The organism is Pseudomonas sp. H3_D04, assembly GCF_054669175.1.
In genome coordinates this window covers 56,253-77,468 of sequence record NZ_CP162801.1, presented here as the reverse complement: position 1 = coordinate 77,468, position 21,216 = coordinate 56,253, and the positions used below count along the sequence as shown (strand labels likewise).

Genomic DNA, 21,216 nt, shown 5'->3' with positions numbered 1-21,216 from the left:
AAATGGATAAACCACCTGTTGACCCAGAGAATCCGTTGCTGGAACTGCGTCGCCTGACCCCGGCGCGGATTGCCCTGGGCCGCACCGGCACCAGCATGCCGACCAGCGCGCAACTGGATTTCCAGTACGCCCACGCACAAGCCCGGGATGCGGTGCACTTGCCGTTCGATCATGCCGGGCTCAGCTCGCAACTGGCCGAGGTCGGGCGCGAGAGTTTGCTGCTGCACAGCGCCGCCACGAACCGGGACACTTACTTGCAGCGCCCTGATCTGGGGCGAAAGTTGAGCGATGAATCGGCGCAGACCCTGCGCGAATACGCGCAGGCGAACCCGGGTGGCGTGGATCTGGTGATCGTGGTCGCCGATGGCTTGTCGGCGCTGGCCGTTCATCGCCATACCTTGCCGTTTCTGGCGCGGATGCAGGAGCAAATCGAGGCTGAAGGCTGGTCCGTTTCACCGGTGGTGCTGGTGGAACAAGGGCGGGTCGCGGTGGCCGACGAGATTGGCGAACTGCTCGGCGCAAAAATGGTGGTGATCCTGATCGGTGAACGCCCGGGTCTCAGTTCGCCGGACAGTCTGGGTTTATATTTCACCTACAATCCAAAGGTCGGGCTGACGGACGCCTACCGCAATTGCATCTCCAATGTCCGGCTCGAGGGCCTGAGCTACGCAATGGCGGCACACCGCTTGCTGTACCTGATGCGCGAGGCTTGCCGCCGCCAGCTGTCGGGGGTCAATCTGAAGGACGAAGCCCAGGTTCAGACGCTGGAGTCGGACGCAGGTGCGGACATGAAAGGTAATTTCCTACTGAGCCCGCCGAATGCCTGAACCGTTTCCGCATTGCGTTTCTGTTCCGGTTTCAGGCAGGATCGATGCACGGCTGCCCGAGTGAAGAACCGTTCGCCGTCAGAGCACGTGAAGACAGCCACTTGAAGACGAGACCTATCGATGCGGATTATTCAAGCGACCCTCGAACACCTGGACCTGCTGACCCCGTTGTTCGTCAAATATCGCGAGTTTTATGGCTCCTTGGCTTATCCAGACTCCTCCCGGGCATTCCTTGAGAAACGTCTGCGCCGCAAGGAATCGGTGATCTATCTGGCGCTGGCCGATGACAAAGACAAGCTGATGGGTTTCTGTCAGTTGTACCCGAGCTTTTCCTCCCTTTCGCTCAAGCGCGTGTGGATCCTCAACGACATCTATGTCGCCGAAGACGCCCGCCGCCAGCTGGTGGCCGACAACCTGATTCGCACCGCGAAGAAAATGGCCAAGGAAACCAATGCCGTGCGCATGCGCGTTTCCACCAGCAGCAACAACGAAGTGGCGCAGAAAACCTACGAATCCATCGGGTTCAAGGAAGACACCGAGTTCAAGAACTACGTATTGCCGATCAGCGACGAGCTCTGATCCTGACTTCTGTGATGAGGGAGCGCGCTCGTTCATCACAGAAAGGGTTATTTATTGTCACCAGACTTCCGGCCGCGCCATAGACATCCCCCGCTACAATCTCGACGCGCGTTTCACCACTCAGCCCGTATAATGCCGGCCTTTTCGGCTTGTAAGAAAAACTACACTCGTCTGTAGGCTTTCGCGAAGTCATCCGCACAGGCCTGCTGAGTCCGGCCGTCACCACAGGTGCCCCTCCATGGATTTCAACCCGATCGACCTTATCCTGCATCTCGATGTTTACCTCGATTTGCTGGTGAACAACTACGGGCCATGGATCTACGCCATCCTGTTTCTGGTGATCTTCTGCGAAACCGGTCTGGTGGTGATGCCCTTCCTGCCGGGCGATTCGCTGCTGTTCATCGCGGGCGCCGTTGCGGCCGGCGGCGGCATGGACCCGGTGTTGCTGGGCGGTTTGCTGATGCTCGCAGCGATCCTCGGTGACAGCACCAACTATGTCATCGGCCGAACAGCGGGCGAACGCCTGTTCAGCAACCCGAACTCGAAAATCTTCCGTCGCGACTACCTGCAACAGACCCACGATTTCTATGACAAGCACGGTGGCAAGACCGTGACCTTGGCGCGCTTCCTGCCGATCATCCGCACCTTTGCGCCGTTCGTCGCCGGCGTCGCCAAAATGCCTTACCCGCGCTTCTTTGCCTTCAGTGTCCTCGGCACCATTCTGTGGGTCGGCGGTCTGGTGACCTTGGGTTACTTCTTCGGCAACGTGCCGTTCATCAAGAAAAACCTATCGCTGCTGGTGGTGGCCATCATCCTGCTGTCGCTGGTACCGATGATCATCGGCGTGGTCCGCAGCCGTTTCGGCAACGCCGCGTCCAAAACCCAATCGCGCTGACCCGCGATGTGGTCCCTGAGCGCCTGGCGTCGCCGGCGCATCCTGGCCAGACACCCGATTGCCGACGACGTGTGGCAGCGGGTGCGCCATCACTTGAGTTTTCTTGACGGCATCAGCGCCGCCGAAGACCAATGGCTGCGTGAAGCCTGCGTGCTGTTTCTGGAAGATAAACACCTGACCGCCCTGCCCGGCGTCGAACTCCATCAGGAACAACGCCTGTTGCTCGCCGCTCAAGCGCAACTGCCACTGCTGCACCTGGGCGATCTGAACTGGTATCAGGGTTTCCACGAAATCGTCCTCTACCCCGACGACTTCCTCAGCCCCCAACGGCATCGCGATGCCAGCGGTGTCGAACACGAGTGGGATGGCGAACACAGCGGCGAAGCCTGGCAGCAAGGCCCGATCATCCTTGCCTGGCCCGGCGTGATGGCCAGCGGCGGCTGGGAAGGCTACAACCTGGTGATCCACGAGCTCGCGCACAAACTCGACATGCTCAACGGCGACGCCAACGGCTTGCCGCCGCTGCACCCCGACATGCGGGTCAGCGAGTGGGCCAAGGTCATGCAACACGCCTACGACGACCTCAATCGGCACCTTGACCGCAATCCGGACGCCGAAACGGCCATCGATCCCTATGCGGCGGAAAACCCCGCCGAATTCTTCGCCGTCACCAGCGAATACTTCTTCAGCGCTCCGGATTTGCTGCACGAGGCGTATTCTCAGGTCTATGAGCAACTGAAGCTGTTTTACCGCCAGGACCCACTGGCCCGGCTACGGCAACTTCTGGCCGAGAACCCGGTCTATCAGGCACACGACTAGTGCCCAGCCTCACCGATACTGTTGCTCTTTGACGAGTGGTCGTTGTGGTCAGGCAAGGCGCCGCGACGAGTCATAGCTGGCTATGGCGAGGAGCGGCAACGCAGCATGACCGCAACGGACGCCGTCAAAAAGCAACAGTATCGGTGAGGCTGGGCACTCGGGTCTACACGACCTCTGGCACATAGCAACGGTGGCGGAATATGCCTATAATCGCCGCCACTTTTTGGTCAATCCGGCCAAGTGTTTTTGGTCAACTAACGGGGGCACCGCCCAATGAGCTACAGCAAGATTCCGGCTGGCAAAGACCTGCCGAACGACATCTACGTCGCGATCGAGATCCCGGCCAACCACGCGCCGATCAAGTACGAAATCGACAAAGACAGCGATTGCCTGTTCGTTGACCGTTTCATGGCCACCCCGATGTTCTACCCGGCCAACTACGGTTACATCCCGAACACCCTGGCCGACGACGGTGACCCCCTCGACGTGCTGGTCGTTACCCCTTACCCGGTAGCGCCAGGCTCGGTGATCCGCGCTCGTCCGGTCGGCATCCTGAACATGACCGACGACGGCGGCGGCGATGCCAAAGTCATCGCGGTTCCACACGACAAGCTGTCCCAGCTGTACGTCGACGTGAAGGAATACACCGACCTGCCCCCCCTGCTGATTCAGCAGATCGAGCACTTCTTCGCGAACTACAAAGATCTCGAAAAAGGCAAATGGGTGAAGATCGAAGGCTGGGCCGGTGCAGATGCCGCTCGCGACGCCATCACCAAGTCGGTTGCTGCCTACAAAGGCTGAGACGCCACTGGCCTCGCGCCTGTGACGACTTGAAAAAAACCCCGGTTGATCCGGGGTTTTTTGTGGGCGTCTATCAAGGGCCTTTTAAACGCAGCGTTTAATTTCAGAACGCTACGTTTTTTCTTGTTTAATTTGTTCCAAATACGTCTTACATCCGGTCGTAAACTTCCCTCGAAATTTGAACGGCTCGTTTATTCAAAGCCTGGCGCAGCAGCCGTAGACTCGTGTTTATGAAAAAGAACACTAGCGGCCCACGGTTTAAAGCGCTCCTCGAAAAAGCGAAAATAACGACGACAGGATTTGCCGCTTTCTTCGACACGGAGCCGCAAAATATCCATAACTGGTACACCCGCGGTGTGCCCGCCTACCGCATGGAAGAGGTCTCCAGATTACTCTCGGTAAACAGTGACTGGCTCAAAACAGGTGAAGGCCCACAAGACTCCAAACACCTGCGCCTTCTCGACGAGGCCGGCAACACCTTCGACGCCCAGGCCATTCGCGGCATCTACACGGTGGTCGAGCCCTCCGACGTCAAACTGCCCCTCTTCAAGGAACTCCCCATCGCCCCGGGGTCCTGTAAAACCCACGTCGCCGAAGACCCCGGCCAATTCATCCGTCTGCCCAAAAGCCACCTCGACTCCCTGGAAATCAAATACACGGATGTCTTCTGCGTCCACATGATCGGCAACGGCATGGGCGAGCGCATTGAGGACGGCTCCACCCTCGCCATCGACCGAGGACTGACCAAAGTGATTGACGGGGAAATCTATGCCATCGAGCACGACGGGATGCTGCGAATCAAATACCTGCACCGGATGCCGGGCAACGCCCTGCGGCTGCGCAGCTACAACAAAGCTGAACACCCGGATGAAATCTTCAATGCCGAGCAGATTGATAAGCAGAACATCAGGGTGTTGGGGTGGGTGTTCTGGTGGTCGACCCTGAACAAACGGCGGCCGGCGGTGCCATTTTTGTAGCACCGCGCCGTATTCATCGCGAGCGCTCCCACAGGCACTGCGCAATCCATGTGGGAGCGAGCCTGCTCGCGGTGAGGGCGGAACATTCACGCTAAAATTCCGGCCGGGTCACTTAATCCCGAACTCCAATAGCTCTAAGGCGCACACCACACTGGGAATTCCCCAAAAAAATCAGTATGCTGCGCCCCACATTTGCGCATCACCCCGCCCCGCGGCTCTGATCGCACCGACAAGGCAGATGACTTTCTCGCCGAGTCCCACAGCCGGACGCAAGATCCGGGTGTACGTTTTGAAGGCTGGTGAGGTTTACCAAAAATGAACCAAGCCAGTCCCCGAGAAGCCGGCCACAAGCCGGCTTTTTAATGCCCGGAAAAAGTAAATAGTGCAGCAAGCTGCTGCACAATTCCTCACGGATAACTAAACCCCTTAACCAACGTCAACTCCCCCACCGCCCGCATCGGCACCAGGAACGTCTCCATCTTCTCATTCGGCGTCCCTTCCTCCGTAATCACCGTCACCTGCGCCGTCGTCAGCGCTTGAACCGCCTCTTCCTGCCCGTCCTCATCACTCCGATACCCACCCCCGAAGTAATTCACATAGACGAGGTATTGGCCTTTGATTGGCGCCGGCATGGCGAAGATTTCCGGGCCGTATCCCGTCGTCACGTCGACATCGAGCGCAGCGCCATTGGGAACAGCGCGGTCGCCGTACCAGATGTGGGCGCCATCAGGCGTGATGAGGTGCAGGTCCAGATCCGTCCCATCGCTGTCCCACGCCAGCAGCACGCGCAACTTGGCCGGCGTAGCCCCACCACTGACATTAAGAAATTGCGTCCGAGCCCGTTGCTGCCCATCAGGGCTGCGAACTTCAACGCTGTTGCTGCCATTGGGAAACGAGAACGGTCGATCAAAACGCCCAGACGGATCAATCTTCAGCGGCATGCTGACGCCGTTGACGATCAACCGCCCAGGCTCACTGGACTTTGGCGTGGCTTTGATCTGCCCGGTGATACGGGCGGTATTGGCTTGGCCGACCGGCGTGTTCACCGAGGAGGCTGGATAGTTAACGGTTTGACGAAAGGTTTCACCTTCACCTTCGGACGCGCCAGTGCGCCAACCACCAACGGGCGTATTGAGTTTCACGCCACTCTCAGCCGCAAAAACTGCGGGCAATACACAAAAAGAACAAAGGAACAGGAAGACCTGTGGATAACGGAGTTTCATGGCCTATTCCAGCAAGAGGTGGCGGGCGAGCCCTTCGATGTAGGTTTCATCCTGGCCGTTGGGGTGTGCTTCGAAGGCCAGGTGCAGGTATTCGTGGGTCAGGTCGAGACGGTCTTGCAGTGACAGCACGCCGCGCACGTAAATGCGCTGGCGTTCGCGGTCGACGTAGGGGCGGCCGAAGGCCAGGCGGCAGACGGCGAAAGTGCTGACGTCGTTGTAGCCGACCTCGCTTTCCAACTGCGCACGCCAGCCGCGGCGTTGCTTTAGTAGCCAGTCTTGCGCGGCGGGCAGAGCTTCGCAGGAGGCGACGGGGTTGTCCCAGCGGCTGAGGCTGGCGCGTGGGTAGGCGTGCAGCAGGATGGCGTCGTAGCGCTGGCCAGCGTTGGCTTGTTCGATGGCGTGCTGCCAGGAGAGTTTGTCCGGACCGGGTTGGTCGGAGTGATAGGTGACGCTGGTGCCGGCGAGGACGAGGTCGCTGGTCCAGGCGGCGATGTGACGTGACTCGGCGGTGGCCGGGCGTGGGGCGACGCGTTGGCGGTTGCTGCTGTCGTCGATGCTCAGGCAGTCGCCATGACGGGTGGCGTTTTGCAGCAGATAGGTTCTGATCGCGATGGCCAGGGCTTTGGCGGCTTCAATGGGTTCGGGTTTGGCTTCCCTTTGCAGGACGCGGGCGACGTATTCTTCACGGTCGAGTCGAGCGACGAGTTTGCCCTTCAGCAAAAACAGTTCGCCGTCGCTGTGGATATCCAGTTGATTGCCATTGGCGAATTCGACGCGATAGTCGCCCAGCAGAGGCCCGGAAGAAACAACCCGATCCCCCGCAAGAACACGCTCGATCGGATAACGGGAAAACAGACCGACTTCGACGCAACGTCCCGCATCCAAAGGCCACTCAACCGGCAACACAGAAGCCAACACCCCACCGTAGTGACGCAAGACCATTTGACTGGTCCCCCGGCCGCCCGCCCAGATCGGCGTACCGTCCGCCGTCCATCCGGCAAACCCGCCCTGACGCGACGCAGGGTCCTGATCGCCCAACCAGCTCCAGGTTTTCACCCGCAACCGGCCACCGAGTTCGCCCACGACATTGCCGTCAGCGGCGCTTAGCACCACATCGAGCAACACACGCCGCGCCTGGTCCTGCGCCGGCATCACGGCCAGCACTTTCAGCAATTCAGCCACGGAAACTCGCGTAGAAGGCTGCAACGAAGGTAGGTTCAGCAACCATTCCGGCGCCTGCCGTGCTTGCCAATATTCCCGCCAGCCAGCCTCAGAAATACCCAACCGCGCAGGCTCAAAGTACAAGCCACATGACTTCACCAACGCCTGATCGCGCTCGATCTTGCCGCCAGCAGCGCAGCAATACACTTCCTCTTTCGACTGCCCGCGACACTCGTAAGCGGGCTCACGAGCGCCGGTGTCCACCAGCCAGCCGTACACAAACAATTTCCACAAACTACCGAGCGGTGCCTGCACATCAGCAGGCAATGGCTCACGTGAAATCACTTGAGTCTGGCTTAACGAAATCAACTCACCCTTGAAGCCCAGACGCAGCGGCTCCTCCTGCGCTGTCGCCAGCGCAGGGATCAAACACAGCAGCCACCAGACCTGCGGTCGGGTCATGTCAGTTGACCGTGACCTGGCCGAGGGCCGGTTTCTGTTCCTGGGCTTGATGCTGCGGCGCGTAGACCTGAGTGAAACGCACCGGCGGCAGGTTGAATTGGCCTTTCTGCGAGAAGCGCACCAGATGACGCAGGCGCAGCTCGCCGCTCAAGGCATCGACTGGAATCGCATAAGCCATCTGGCCCGGCTCGAAACGCGCTTTCTCCAGCGCGGTCGGCTCGGTGCCGGCCTTGCCCATGAGCTTGATGCCCCACGTCGTGCGTTCGACATCGGCGCCCGGTGGCAGCGGCACTTCGAGCATGCCGTAGCGCAGCGGTTTGGCGGCTTTGCTGGTGATGATCACTTCGTCCAGGTACAGGCTGTCGCTGGACAACGGCTGGGTGCCGACGGCTTCCAGTTTGAAGGTGAAGGCTTCGTCACCCGGCACCAGGCGCGACAGGCGACGGGTGATGGTCACGGCCATCGGATCGACCGGTGGTTGTTTGGTCTGGAAGCTCAATGCCGCTCGCAACGGACGTTCTTGCGTCCCGGTCAGCGACAACACCGCCGGTACGGGTGAAGCGCCCTGCCACGTCCAGTACATTTCACCGGTAGCACCGTGTTGTTTTTTCCAGCCTTCACCCGGCGCCAGTGCGATGGTGGGCGAGGCCTGCTCGATGCTGCGTTGCAACCAGGTCAGCGCCAGAGCGCGCTCCAGAGTCGATTGCTGCGGCAGCAAACGCTGCAACAACGCTTGCGCACGAGCCTGATCGAAGGGTTGTAGCGACAGGTTCAAGGCTTCGGCAAATGGCTGAGAACTGACCGCCAACCGCTGCTGGGCATCCGGCAGTTGACGATTGAATGCGTCCGGCAGAGTCACCTTCGATTGCTTCGCCAACGAGGCAGTCAGCGCACGAGCAGCCGCCAAGCCAAGCGCCGAATCAGGATCGCTCATGACAAGGCTGTCCTCGCCATCTTCCATCAGATTCGCCGCGCTGCCCTCGCCTGCTTTCGCCAGGTCATCCATCAACCCACTGAGCAAGGTGTTGACCGGCAATTGCATCTGCCTGGCGAACGAAAGAATCAGCGCCCGCTGCAGCAACGGCGTGTTTTTCGCCTGCTTGGAATACACCTCCAGCACCCGCTGCCAATGCTCCGGCGGCAGGCTCAGTTCCAGCGCTTTGCTGGCGTGCCAGTCGGCGTAATAGGCGTAGGCAGTGAGGAACGCATCCGGCTCGCCGGCCATGCCCCACCAGGTGAAACTCGCCGACGGCCCGGCCATTTGCACCAGGCGCAGACGGCTGTTTTGCATGATCAGGCGCAAGCGATCGCGGATCTGCGGGTTCGACGACAAGGTCGGGTACGCAATGCTCAATGGCAGCAAACGACTCGCGGTTTGTTCGACGCCACCGTACGGATAGCTCAGCAAATCATCGAGCGCCGAACGGAACAGCGCTTGCGGACTGTCATCCAGACGCAGACGAATATCCGTCGCGTCCGCCGGCAAGGTCAGCGGCGTATCACCGCTGGCCACGTCCAGGCTTTGGCTTTGCGTGACCTGCCAGCCTTCGCCGGTCGCGGTCAGGCGCACGGCGAGGGCGTCGGCGGTTTTGCCGTCCTGCACCAGTTCGGCGGTCCACTCGCCGGAGGTCAACGCGAACGCCGGCAGTGCGATGTAGTTGATGCCATTGTTCAGGGTCACCGGCACGCGCTGTTCGGCGCCGCCGTAATGGATCACCAACTCGGCCTTGACCGGTTTTTCCGCCTGACTGAAGGCGAACACACCGAGATCCGGTTTGTCGCCATTGCGGAATTGGGTCGGGCCGCTCCATTTCAAGTACAGCTGTTTCTCCGAGCGCAGGAATTGCTTCTTCTGCCCGACCTGGCCGTCATCGGCAATGGCTCGGGCAGTGATGCGCCAGCGGGTCAGCGAGTCCGGCATCTTGAAGGTGAAGCGGGTTTTGCCGTTGGCGTCGGTGATCAACTCAGGTTCCCACGCGGCGGTGTCGACGTCTTCCCGGCGCGGCCGTTCCAGCACTTTCACGCCACGCTCGCTGCGGTTGGCTTTACCCGGTGCACCGGGGCTGCCCGGCAACGCAACGTCGTAGCTGATGAACGACAAGCTGGCGCTGGTACGCACGTTGTTGCGGCGTGGGTGGTAGAAGAATTGGTCGATGGTCGGCGCGACTTCCGGTTGCAGCGCGTAGACCATTTCATCGACCACGCTGACCGTCAGGTGTGCCGGAATCGGCTTGCCGGCGAACTGGGTAGTCAGGTCCACCGACACGGTATCGCCCGGCTGATACGCCTCTTTATCGGTGGCAATGGCCACGTCGATCTGCGGCGCGATCACCTTGATGCCGGCGTTCTGGAAGCTGTACTGACCGCCCTTGGTGTACAGCACCGAGAAGGTCAGGTTCGGCGCGAAAGTGTCCTTCACCGGGATGCGCGCGCGGTATTGGGTGTCGCTGAGTTTTTCCATCTTCAGCCAGTCGCCGCCCTTGGACAGCAACGCTGTGGACTCGACCTTGTCACGCTCCAGCGACAGCAATGCATCGCTGACTGGCTCAGGGAAAGTGATCAGCGCCAAGGCTTCGTCGCCCGCCTTGTACTCGGGCTTGTCGAGGACGATTTCCACAGTGCCGGGCACGGCTTTGACGCCATCGCCGGTCACCGAATGGCCGGTGGCGCCGACGACTCGGCCATGGTCATCCTTCAACGTCAGGTTGTAGGTGCCTGGACGGTCGAAGGCCAAGGTGAAGCTTTTATCCGTCGTGGCGAGTTTGCCTTCGCCAGTGCTCTGATCCTCCAGACGTACCCAAACGTAGCTGCCCGGCGTGACGGCTTTGGCCTGCTCGCTGCCACCCTCATTCAAATAGCTGAACGCAACCTTGTCACCCACTGCGCTGAAGCGCTGCGGTGCACTCAAGCGGAAACTCGCGGCGCCACGGTCGATGAGGATTTCCTTGGTGGTCTTGACCCGGTACGCCGCGCCATCGCTGGCAAACACGGTGAGCATGTATCGGCTCGGTTTCTCGGCGGCCGGCAGGTCGAGGGTCGCGTTGCCTTTGCTGTCGGTGGTCAGTTCGGTGCTGGTCAGCTCCACCGGGAATTGCCCGAGGTATTGCAGTTCGTTGTCGACCATCGACAGTTGCTGGGCGCGCAGACTCAGGCTCAATTTTGCGTTCGCCACCGGTTTGCCGTCCGGGTACAGCAGCACCAGGCTGCCCTTGACCGGTTCGCCGGTGCGGTAATCCTGCTTGGCCAGGTTCAGCGAGATTTCGAAGTGCGGCTTGATGTATTCGGCTACGCGGAAAGCGCTGCTGTAGGCCTGGTCCTTGTAGCTGAAACGCAGTTCATAACCGCCGGCCACGGCGTTATCCGGCAACTGGAATCGGCCTTGGGTGCCAGCCTTGGAGTCAAGCTTCAGCGCCAGCGATTGCAGCGCCGTGCCGGTGGCATCGAGTACGGTCACGTTGACGTCGGCAGCGGTCGGTGCCACGGAATCCCGGGCGTTCTTGAACTCGCGACCGACGATTTTCAGCGACACCCAATCCCCCGGCCGATACAGCGGCCGGTCGGTGAAGGCATAGAGTTTGGTGTCGTAGATTTCGCTGTCGTAGTAGAAGTTCTCGGAGACAAACACCCCACCCTCTTCGTCCTCGCCAATCACGAACGAACGCTCGGGGCTGACGTGTTTCAGGCGCAGCAAACCATCGGCATCGGTGGCGCCGCTGCTCATCACGCCGAGGCCATCGGTCCACAGCACATTGACCTTCGGCACCGAACTGCCTTCGTGCTTGCGCGCAGCCCAGACCACCAGTTCATCACCGGCAATCTTGCTCACGGCCACAGTGTTGGAAACGAACACCATGGTGGTCGCACGGTACTTGCCGATCAGCGCTTCCACCAGGTACAGACCGGGTTTCAAATTGCCCAGCGGAATGTAAACGTTGCCCGGCGCGACGCTGACGAACTCACTGGAAGAACCGGCCAGATTCACACCGGTTGGCGGCTGGATCGGTTTGGCTTGCCACAGCGGATAACGGAACTGGCTGACCACCGGCAAACCCGGAATCAGCGCGAATTGCGGCTGAGCGTCGTAAGGCGTGGGCGCGGCAATCGCGCTGCCCATCTTCAGCTCCGGCACTTCCTCGGTGACTTGTTTGCGTGACTCGTAGGAAAACGCCCGCTGCATCACCCGACGGGATTTTCGATACCAGTTGTCCCACAGGTACGCGAGCGTATTCGACAGGCCTTCACCCTTGAACTGACCGTCGCTGACCACGCGGTGCAGGTTCTTCTGGCGCTTGAGGAAATCCAGCGGTTTGTCGATGCGGTACACGCGAATGTCGGCGCCGCCATAGGGCTCCATGCGGAAACGACGGTAATCGCGACCCGGCGCTTCGAGACGCACCATCGCCTGTTCGTCACTGGCGAAACTGCTGTCCGCCAGCAGGAAAAAGCTTTCACCGGCCACTGGCGTGTAGCCGCTCGGCTCGACGGTGTCTTCGGCGTTGACCGCCGAAAACGGCAGCACCAAAACCAACAGCAGAGGCAGGAAACGCAACATGCGGGCACCGATCATTGGGAGAGAAAGTTCAGTCGATAGACGCCGATGAAGTTGGGGTTGGCTGCGTCGGGTATCCATCGGGTGTCCTTCCATGTCATGAGTTGCTGCAGGCTCGCGGAACGCATGCCGTTGTCAGTGGGGGTGGTGGTGCCGGTGTGATAGGCAATGAAGCGGCCCATCCAGATCATCAGGTGCTGGTCGTCGCCCTGATCGAAAAACATCAGGTCGCCGGGTCGGGCTTGCGCCAGATCGCGACCGACCAGATGGCTGTTGAACTGAATCAACTTGATCGCGTTGACGTACGGCCCGACCTTGCCGCCGCCCTGCTGCCACTGCTGGGCGAGGCTGCGTTGGGCCTCGCTCAATTGCAGCTCCGGCGGCAGGTAGCGGTTGCTCAGGCCATTGCTGCGCAGCCATTTGTCGTCATGGACTTTCAGCGCTTCGTTGGCGGCGAAGCGCACCAGTCCGGCGCAGTCCTGCTGATACCAGCGCGGGCTGGGGCCTTGGGTCAGCTGCTCCTGGGCGATGCGCACGAACCAAGCGCGAAACACCTGGGACTGCTGCGGATCCAGCGCTGCGGCTTCTCCAGCAAACGCGCGACTGCCCAGCAACATCGCCAGCAGGCCGAGGCCTCGGATAAGTGCGGTCACAGCGCTTTCCACTCCAGCGGCAGCCACTGCCAATGGCCGTCAGGCTCGCTGCCTTCGGGCAAAGTCAGGGCGTACTTGCCATAGCCGCCAAGCTTGCGCAGTTTCGGGATCAAGTAGGTTTGCGCGGCGTTGTAGAACACCGGCTCCATGTCCTGCGGCAGGCTGTCGAGGGTTTCCTGCTGCATCAGTTGCGCCATGGATTCCGGGCCGAAGTAGACCGGCATCAGCAGGTCTTTCGGCACCACATCAGCCATCGGCGGGAAACGTTTGTCGAGGGTGCCGAGGGCCTTGTCCACGAGCTTGTCATCGAGGGAGAACAGCAACGTCGAACCGTGACGCGCCAGGCTGACTTTCATGAACGCCTTGCCGGTGATCGCGTCAGGGTTCTCGGCGTCCTTGGCTTTGTAGGGACCGAAGTTGGAGCTGACCTGGCGCTGCCACTGATGGCTTTGGCCTTCCTGTTTCTCGACCACCGGGAACGCGTGTTCTTCGACGTTGCCTTCATAGGCGCCAACCATCGAGCCGAACAGGTTGCCCAAGTCACCGTCGAGTTTGGCGCTGTCGTCGTCATTCAGGCTGGCCACCAGCAACGGCGTGTACAACCGCGAATCGGCGTACCAGCACAGCCCGGCGGCCCCGGCCATGTGTTCGGTCAGCGCCTGGGCGACGGATTCTTCGGCGCCGAGTTTCACCAGCAGCGGTTTCTGCTGTTCGGTGGCGAGCGGCAGGGCCACGCAAGCGCTGGCGCCCATTGGCATGGCTTGCCAGATCGGCTTGAAATCGAAGTCCGGCTGGTTGTCCAGTTCGTCCATGGCGAGGAAGCTGTGCCAGCCCTTGTCGTCCATGTCGAAGCGCAGGCCGGCGAAATTCGGGATGAAACGCTGGTAACCCATGGCCAGGACGCTCGCGTTGACCGACAGGCGTTGTTTCACCTCGGGCACGCGCGGTGGCAGGCCGAAGGCTTCGGGGAACAGTTTGTCACCGTTGAGCAACGCAGCGATGGACTGGGTCGAGACGCTGCCCGGTTCTTCCGAAGCTCCGCCTTCTGAATCGTAGAGTTTGGTCGGGTTGGACAGCACCACCAGTTTGTCGCCATGGGAGGCGAACAGCAGCGCCTTGCTGGCGTTGTAAGTGAGTTGATAAAGCGTCACATCGTCGGTGCCGACTTTCACTGTGGCGACGGTGGTCAGCTGCGAATCATCCAGCGCCACTTTCGCCAGCGGCTCCAGCACCTTGGCCAGCCCACCGCGATCCATCACCAACAAAAAGTCTTTCAGACGGCCGTCCGCCCCACGCCACAACGCCACATCCGCCGGTTGATCGAAGAGCTGCTCGATCAAACTGTCCTGCAACTTCAGGTCATGTTCGTAAATGATCCGCCGCAGACTGCCGATCAGGCCGAGGCGATCCGCATGCGCTTCGTAATAGAAGACGAAATCCTCGGTCAGGGTTTCCTTGAGGAATGGCACCGCCAACAAGTCTTTGGGCAATTGGCTCAGGGAATGGGTTTCGAGCAGACCGTCCGGGCGGCTCATGCCCAGCTTGTCGCTGGCCAGTTCGGCCGGTGGCGTCTTGGGTTTGTGCATGAACCAGCCCAAGCCGGCCGCGACGCCGGCGACCAGACACAGCCCGATCACAACGGCCGGCCAGCGGCGAGGAGTTTTGGCAGCTGGCGTTTCGGCGGCCGGAGAAACAGTGTTATCGCTCATGTTCACAAAACCCGATGTCATCCGTGGAGCGGGATGCTTAATAGTTGAAAGTCTTGACCAGCAGCAGGTCACCGATGGCCCGCAGGGGCACGATGAAGGTCTCGCGTTTTTCGTCGACGGTATTTTCGTTGAGCACCAGGTTGATCTGCGAGGTGATCACCTCGTTCTGGTTGCTGGTCTCCTCGAAGTTATAGCCGCCGCTGCCGAAGTTGCCCCAATAGTTCACGTAAACCAGATAGGTGCCATGCATCGGCGCGGTCATGGTGAACATTTCCGGGCCGGGGCCATCGACGCCGTCCGGATCCAACCCGCCGCCATTGCTCATCGCCGGGCGAGCCCAGAACGCGTGTTGGCCGTCGGGGGTAATGATGTGCAGATCGAGTTCGGCTTTCGGGTCATCCCAACCCAGCACCACGCGAATCCGCGCCGGGGTGCGCAGGTTGTTGGCTTCATAGAATTGAACGCGCTTGAGCGATTTGCCTTCAGAGCTGCGCACTTCGACGCTGTTGGAACCGGCGCCGAACGCATACGGCCGGGCGAATCGCCCCTGGTCGTCGGTGTACAGATTCAGGGGATTGCCGTTGACGGCCAGCGTATGAGGCCCGCGTTGCGTGCCGATGGCCTTGAGCTGGCCTTGGATCATCGTGCGATTGCGCTGCACGCCCCGGTCGATGGGCGGCGTCGGATAGGCGACTTGAGGATATTCGCTGCGGTCCAGCAGGCCGTTGAAGCGCCAGCCGCCGACCGGCTCCGACAACTCAGCCGTCGGCTCGGCCCAGGCAGCGGTCGCGCAGACCAACGCCATCAGCACCAGAAGAAATGAACGCATGTGACGCCTCCTGCCATGCATAACGAAACCTTGCACCCGATCCTCGGCGCGTTACAGATCCTGAAACTGCGTTTCGTCAGAAAGACCCGTGACTATTGGGTCGTAGAAGGCGCGAAGGTTAGCCATTTGGCGGTTTTTTAACAATCGGATACATCTATATTTGCGGTAGGAATCACGCTCATTTGGGTCCGTGAGCCGAATAGCGAGTTTATTCGGCTCACGAAATGAGCCGAATAATCCCCATCACTCACAGAAGCGACATTCCTTTGTGGCGAGGGAGCCTGCTCCCGCTCGGCTGCGCAGCAGTCGTAAATGGCTGAATGCGGTCTTCTTGAAAAAACCTGGGTAAATGGTTTTGGGGCTGCTGCGCGACCCAGCGGGAGCAAGCTCCCTCGCCACAAGGGGTGTTTTCAACTTGCGATCAAGGCTCAAAAACCCGCCCTCATTTGCCCATACCCCCCATGTCTGCTAGTGTCGCGCCGGTTTAACGTCAACCGGAAATAGCCGCCATGGCCCGCAAAAAAGCTGCACTGGATTTCGAACAATCCCTCGCTGACCTGCAAACGCTGGTTGAGCGACTGGAGAACGGCGAATTGTCGCTGGAAGACTCGCTGACGGCTTTCGAGCAGGGCATCGGTCTGACCCGCGATTGCCAGGCGGCGCTGGCCCAGGCCGAGCAAAAGGTTCAAGTGCTGCTCGAGCGTGATGGCGAGCTGGCCGAGGAACCCTTCGACGCGGATCAGCCGGAATGATTGCTGCGTATTCGGCGACCAGCCAGGCCCGCGTCAACGCTGCACTGGAAACCCTGTTCAACGCACCGAGCCCTGAGCTCGCGCGGTTGTACGAAGCCATGCGCTACAGCGTGATGAATGGTGGCAAACGGGTTCGCCCGCTCCTGGCCTACGCCGCGTGCGAAGCGCTCGGTGGCAAGGCTGAGCAAGCCAACGGCGCGGCCTGCGCGGTGGAGCTGATTCACGCGTATTCCCTGGTACACGACGACCTGCCAGCCATGGACGACGACGATCTGCGTCGCGGCCAGCCGACCACTCACAAAAAATTCGATGAAGCCTGCGCGATCCTTGCCGGTGATGGCTTGCAGAGCCTGGCGTTCAGCGCCCTGCTCGACCCGCGCCTGAGCACGTCGGACGCTGCTCTCACCTCCGACCACCTCCGCCTGCAGATGGTCAGCGCCCTGGCATTGGCGGCAGGCCCGGCCGGCATGGTCGGCGGTCAGGCCATCGACCTTGGTTCGGTCGGTCTGAAACTTGACCAAAAAGCCCTCGAAACCATGCACCGGCACAAGACCGGCGCGCTGATCGAGGTCAGCGTCAAACTCGGCGCCCTGGCCAGCGGCCGTGCCGAGAAGGACGAACTGAAGTCCTTGCAGACTTATGCACAGGCCATCGGCCTGGCGTTCCAGGTGCAGGACGACATTCTCGACGTCGAAAGCGATACCGAAACCCTCGGCAAACGCCAGGGTGCCGACATCGCGCGCGACAAACCGACCTACCCGGCCCTGCTCGGCCTCGACGCGGCCAAGGCCTACGCCCTGGAACTGCGCGATCAGGCCCTGCACGCACTGCGACCGTTTGACGCGGCAGCCGAGCCGTTGCGCGATCTGGCCCGCTACATCGTCGAGCGGCGCAGCTGACGGCGTATCCGCCAAGTTAAAAGCAACGCGTGGGCAGGGGGCGATGCATCAGGTAAACTGCCGCATCTTTTATACCTATAACGATTCGCCTGATGCCCACGACGTTTCATGAGATTCCCCGCAAGCGCCCGACCACGCCCCTGCTCGACCGTGCCAACACGCCGGACGGCCTGCGCCGGTTAGGCGAAGCCGAGCTGGAAACCCTGGCCGATGAGTTGCGCCTGGAATTGCTCTACACGGTCGGTCAGACCGGCGGGCATTTCGGTGCCGGCCTGGGCGTCATCGAGCTGACCATCGCGTTGCATTACGTCTTCGACACCCCGGACGACCGGCTGGTGTGGGACGTGGGTCATCAGGCCTATCCGCACAAAATCCTCACCGGCCGTCGCGAGCGCATGGGCACCCTGCGCCAAAAGGACGGCGTCGCCGCCTTCCCGCGTCGTTCCGAGAGCGAGTACGACACCTTTGGCGTAGGCCACTCCAGCACATCGATCAGCGCAGCGCTGGGCATGGCGATTGCCGCCCGCCTGCAGAACAGTGATCGCAAGGCCATTGCCGTGATCGGCGACGGCGCACTGACCGCGGGCATGGCCTTCGAGGCGCTGAACCATGCGCCGGAAGTGAACGCCAACATGCTGGTGATCCTCAACGACAACGACATGTCGATCTCGCGCAACGTCGGCGGGCTGTCGAACTACCTGGCGAAGATCCTTTCCAGTCGCACTTACGCCAGCATGCGTGAAGGCAGCAAAAAGGTCCTGTCGCGCCTGCCCGGCGCCTGGGAAATCGCCCGTCGCACCGAAGAATATGCCAAAGGCATGCTGGTTCCCGGCACGCTGTTCGAAGAGCTGGGCTGGAACTACATCGGCCCGATCGATGGCCACGACCTGCCGACCCTGATCGCCACCCTGCGCAACATGCGCGATCTGAAAGGCCCGCAGTTTCTGCACGTCGTCACCAAGAAAGGCAAAGGCTTTGCCCCGGCGGAAATCGACCCGATCGGTTACCACGCCATCACCAAGCTTGAGCCCGTTGATGCGCCGGCCGCTGCACCGAAGAAATCCGGTGGGCCGAAGTATTCCGGCGTGTTCGGCGAATGGCTATGCGACATGGCCGCCTCTGATCCGCGTTTGGTGGGCATCACCCCGGCGATGAAAGAAGGCTCCGACCTGGTGGCGTTCAGCGAGCGTTTCCCGCTGCGTTACTTCGACGTGGCGATTGCCGAGCAACACGCCGTGACCCTCGCCGCCGGCATGGCCTGCGAAGGCGCGAAACCTGTTGTGGCGATTTATTCGACCTTCCTGCAACGCGGTTACGATCAACTGATCCATGACGTCGCGGTACAAAACCTCGACGTGCTGTTCGCCATCGACCGCGCAGGGCTGGTGGGTGAAGACGGCCCGACCCATGCGGGCAGCTTCGACCTGTCGTTCCTGCGTTGCATCCCCGGCATGCTGGTGATGACCCCGAGCGACGAAAACGAATTGCGCAAAATGCTCACCACAGGTCACCTGTTCAACGGCCCGGCGGCGGTGCGTTATCCGCGCGGCACCGGCCCGAATGCAACGATCGAGAAAGACTTGCAACCGATTGAAATCGGCAAAGGCGTGGTTCGTCGCCAGGGCAGCAAAGTCGCCCTGCTGGTGTTCGGTGTGCAACTGGCCGAGGCGCTGAAAGTCGCCGAGACGCTGGATGCAACCGTGGTCGACATGCGTTTCGTCAAACCGCTGGATGAAGACCTGGTTCGCGACATTGCCGGCAGCCATGAGTTACTGGTGACGATCGAAGAGAACGCGATCATGGGCGGCGCCGGTGGCGCGGTCAGCGAGTTCCTGGCGCGTGAAAACATCCTCAAGTCGATGCTGCATCTGGGCTTGCCGGACAGTTACGTCGAGCACGCGAAGCCTGCGCAGATGCTGGCCGAGTGCGGGCTGGATGAGGCCGGGATCGAGGCTTCGGTTCGCCAGCGCCTGCAACTACTCAACATCTGAACAAATGCAAAACCCCTTGTGGGAGCGAGCCTGCTCGCGATAGCGGTCTGCCAGTCACCTCTTCTTTGACTGACACACCCTCATCGCGAGCAGGCTCGCTCCCACATTGGTTTTCTGTGCCTTTCAAAATTGTGTTCGCTTTAAAGCGCCAACGGATTACCGATGAAACTCTCCCCCCTCGCCCTGACGCTGACCCTGCTGCCGGCCGGCCAACTCCTGGCCGACACCTTCGAACGCGATCAAGCCCTGAAACTCCCCGAAGTGCTGATCAGCGCCAACCGTCAGGTCGAAGCGCGTAACGACAGCAGCGCCGCCAACACCGTTTTCACCCGCGACGACATCGACCGCCTGCAACCGGGCAGCGTCACGGACTTGCTGAGTCGTGTACCCGGCGTGCAAGTCGTGCAAACCGGCGGGCGCGGCAGTCTGCCGGGGATCTACATTCGCGGCACCCAGTCAGCGCAGAGCCTGGTGCTGGTGGACGGCCAACGCATCGGCAACTCAACCTCCGGCGACAGCAACCTGCAACACATCAACATCGACCAGGTCGAGCGCGTGGAAGTGCTGCGCGGCTCCCGTTCGGTGATTTATGGCAGTGATGCGATTGGCGGCGTGATCCAGATTTTCACTCGCCGTGGTGGCGAACAAGGCTTGCAACCACGTATGCACATGGGGTTTGGCAGCCATCAGACCTGGGAGCGCAGCCTCGGATTATCCGGTGGCGATGAGAAAACCCGCTTCAACCTCGGCGCCAGCCTCGATGAAACCGCCGGGATCAACCGCACCCACGAGTCCTATCCCAGCGACGGCGATCATGACGAATACCGCAACAAATCGGTCAGTCTGAGCCTGAGCCATGCCCTCACCGACGACATCGAAATCGGCGCCAACCTGCTGGATAACCGCGGCAAAAGCGAGTTCGACAATCCATTCGGGCGCTTCGACACGACGACCTTCGAATCGCTCCAGCAGCAGCCTTACAGCGACTTTGCCGTGAGCAGCATCAGCAGCTATGTCGATGCCCGGGTCAACGACATCTGGAAAACCCGCGTCGAATTCGGTCACAGCGAAAACCGCGAGAAGACCCTCGACAAACTCAGCGATGAACGCAGCGTGTTCAACACGTACCGTGATTCGGTGAACTGGCAGAACGACCTGACGCTCAATGAGCGCAACAGCCTGATTCTCGGCGGCGACTGGTACGAAGACCGGATCAACAGCAGCACCCCGTTCGACGAGGACAGCCGTTGGAACCGCGCAGCGTTTATCCAGCATCGCTACCAGGCGGACAGTTTCTCCACGGAACTGGGTCTGCGCCGGGACCAGAACCAGCAGTTTGGCGGCCAGAACAGCTGGAGCGGCACCTTCGCCCTGCCGCTGAACCCGGACAACGACGTATTGCTAACCTACAGCGAAGGTTTCCGCGCACCGACCTTCAATGACTTGTACTACCCGGACTTCAGCAACCCGGACCTCAAGCCTGAAACCTCGAAAAGCTACGAGCTGCAATGGCGCAGTCAGTTGACCGAGACCAGTCGTCTCGAAACTTCGCTTTATCGCACGGACCTTGAAGACGCGATTATTTTTGGCAGCAACTCACGGCCACAGAACGTGGCTTCGGCTCGGATCAACGGGTTCGAAGCGGCTCTGAAACAAGAACTGTTCGGCTGGCAGAGCAACCTCGGCGTGGCGATCATCGACCCGAGGGATCGCGACAGCGGCCATACCCTTGCCCGTCGTGCGCGGCGCACCTTGAGCCTGGACCTGGATCGTCAGTTCGACCGGTTCGGCCTCGGCGCCAGCTGGCAAGCGGTGAGCAGCAGCTATGACGACTTGAACAATCAACAGCCGTTGGGTGGCTATGCCCTGCTGGGGTTGCGCAGCAACTGGGAATTGAATCGCGAGGTCAAGCTTGAGCTGAAAGTCGATAACCTGCTGGACAAGGGCTATAGCCGGGCGTTGTACACCCATGATGGCAGTCAGTATGGGTATCGCGAGGAAGGTCGGACTTGGATGTTTGGGGTGACCTGGACGCCTGGACTCTGAATGTGCGGTGTTCGGGCGGGCCTCTTCGCGGGCAAGCCTCGCTC

17 protein-coding genes are annotated in these 21,216 nt (G+C 60.7%); 11 read left to right on the top strand and 6 right to left on the bottom strand.

The window, feature by feature from the left end; all coding sequences use genetic code 11:
• The first annotated feature begins 2 nt into the window (after positions 1-2).
• From eutC to AB4N91_RS00355, 6 genes are all read left to right on the top strand, one after another.
• Positions 3-827, top strand: a complete 825-nt coding sequence (gene eutC / locus AB4N91_RS00380) for an ethanolamine ammonia-lyase subunit EutC (RefSeq protein WP_178113294.1) — start codon at positions 3-5, stop codon at positions 825-827.
• Between the two features lie 120 nt (positions 828-947).
• A complete protein-coding gene (locus AB4N91_RS00375) occupies positions 948-1,406 on the top strand; it encodes a GNAT family N-acetyltransferase (protein WP_010467342.1) in 459 nt (152 codons plus the stop codon).
• A gap of 238 nt (positions 1,407-1,644) precedes the next feature.
• Positions 1,645-2,301 (top strand): DedA family protein, encoded by a 657-nt coding sequence (locus tag AB4N91_RS00370; protein WP_010467341.1) that lies wholly within the window; start codon positions 1,645-1,647, stop codon positions 2,299-2,301.
• Between the two features lie 6 nt (positions 2,302-2,307).
• Positions 2,308-3,120, top strand: coding sequence for a M90 family metallopeptidase (locus tag AB4N91_RS00365; RefSeq protein ID WP_154914148.1), 813 nt, complete (start codon positions 2,308-2,310; stop codon positions 3,118-3,120).
• 273 nt (positions 3,121-3,393) lie between these two features.
• A complete protein-coding gene (ppa, locus tag AB4N91_RS00360) occupies positions 3,394-3,921 on the top strand; it encodes an inorganic diphosphatase (protein WP_008052339.1) in 528 nt (175 codons plus the stop codon).
• A gap of 230 nt (positions 3,922-4,151) precedes the next feature.
• The gene (locus AB4N91_RS00355) at positions 4,152-4,898 is read left to right on the top strand and encodes a S24 family peptidase (RefSeq protein ID WP_154914156.1); all 747 of its coding nucleotides are present in this window, start codon (positions 4,152-4,154) and stop codon (positions 4,896-4,898) included.
• A 407-nt stretch (positions 4,899-5,305) separates the two neighbouring features.
• Here the strand turns inward: AB4N91_RS00355 and AB4N91_RS00350 are convergent, their stop codons facing one another.
• The 6 genes from AB4N91_RS00350 to AB4N91_RS00325 are packed head-to-tail and all read right to left on the bottom strand — an operon-like array spanning position 5,306 to position 15,484.
• A complete protein-coding gene (locus AB4N91_RS00350; protein ID WP_154913605.1) occupies positions 5,306-6,121 on the bottom strand; it encodes a YfaP family protein in 816 nt (271 codons plus the stop codon).
• Positions 6,122-6,124: 3 nt separating this feature from the next.
• Positions 6,125-7,744 (bottom strand): DUF2300 domain-containing protein, encoded by a 1,620-nt coding sequence (locus AB4N91_RS00345; protein ID WP_154913607.1) that lies wholly within the window; start codon positions 7,742-7,744, stop codon positions 6,125-6,127.
• 1 nt (position 7,745) lies between these two features.
• Entirely contained in the window at positions 7,746-12,311 is a 4,566-nt protein-coding gene (locus tag AB4N91_RS00340) for an alpha-2-macroglobulin family protein (RefSeq protein ID WP_460112685.1), read from the bottom strand.
• Positions 12,308-12,910 carry a DUF1175 domain-containing protein gene (locus tag AB4N91_RS00335; RefSeq protein WP_186353740.1) on the bottom strand — a complete coding sequence of 201 codons (603 nt, stop codon included), beginning with the start codon at positions 12,908-12,910 and terminating at the stop codon, positions 12,308-12,310. Before AB4N91_RS00335 ends, AB4N91_RS00340 begins: the two co-directional genes overlap by 4 nt.
• 32 nt (positions 12,911-12,942) lie before the next feature.
• Complete coding sequence (locus AB4N91_RS00330; protein WP_460112015.1) at positions 12,943-14,655, bottom strand: DUF2138 domain-containing protein; 1,713 nt, start codon at positions 14,653-14,655, stop codon at positions 12,943-12,945.
• A gap of 37 nt (positions 14,656-14,692) precedes the next feature.
• Complete coding sequence (locus AB4N91_RS00325) at positions 14,693-15,484, bottom strand: YfaP family protein (RefSeq protein WP_077749229.1); 792 nt, start codon at positions 15,482-15,484, stop codon at positions 14,693-14,695.
• 15 nt (positions 15,485-15,499) lie between these two features.
• On the opposite strand from AB4N91_RS00325, the gene AB4N91_RS00320 reads away from it, so the two are divergent.
• The 5 genes from AB4N91_RS00320 to AB4N91_RS00300 all read left to right on the top strand — a co-directional run bounded on the left by AB4N91_RS00320 (position 15,500) and on the right by AB4N91_RS00300 (position 21,172).
• The gene (locus AB4N91_RS00320) at positions 15,500-15,625 is read left to right on the top strand and encodes a hypothetical protein (protein WP_255311815.1); all 126 of its coding nucleotides are present in this window, start codon (positions 15,500-15,502) and stop codon (positions 15,623-15,625) included.
• Positions 15,626-15,993: 368 nt separating this feature from the next.
• Positions 15,994-16,236, top strand: coding sequence for an exodeoxyribonuclease VII small subunit (locus AB4N91_RS00315; RefSeq protein ID WP_007894317.1), 243 nt, complete (start codon positions 15,994-15,996; stop codon positions 16,234-16,236).
• Positions 16,233-17,135 (top strand): polyprenyl synthetase family protein, encoded by a 903-nt coding sequence (locus AB4N91_RS00310; RefSeq protein ID WP_010467332.1) that lies wholly within the window; start codon positions 16,233-16,235, stop codon positions 17,133-17,135. Before AB4N91_RS00315 ends, AB4N91_RS00310 begins: the two co-directional genes overlap by 4 nt.
• A gap of 92 nt (positions 17,136-17,227) precedes the next feature.
• Positions 17,228-19,126, top strand: coding sequence for a 1-deoxy-D-xylulose-5-phosphate synthase (gene dxs, locus AB4N91_RS00305; RefSeq protein ID WP_010467331.1), 1,899 nt, complete (start codon positions 17,228-17,230; stop codon positions 19,124-19,126).
• Positions 19,127-19,288: 162 nt separating this feature from the next.
• Positions 19,289-21,172: a TonB-dependent receptor domain-containing protein gene (locus AB4N91_RS00300; RefSeq protein ID WP_460112014.1), complete on the top strand. Its 1,884-nt coding sequence runs from the start codon at positions 19,289-19,291 to the stop codon at positions 21,170-21,172.
• The last annotated feature ends 44 nt before the right edge of the window (positions 21,173-21,216 follow it).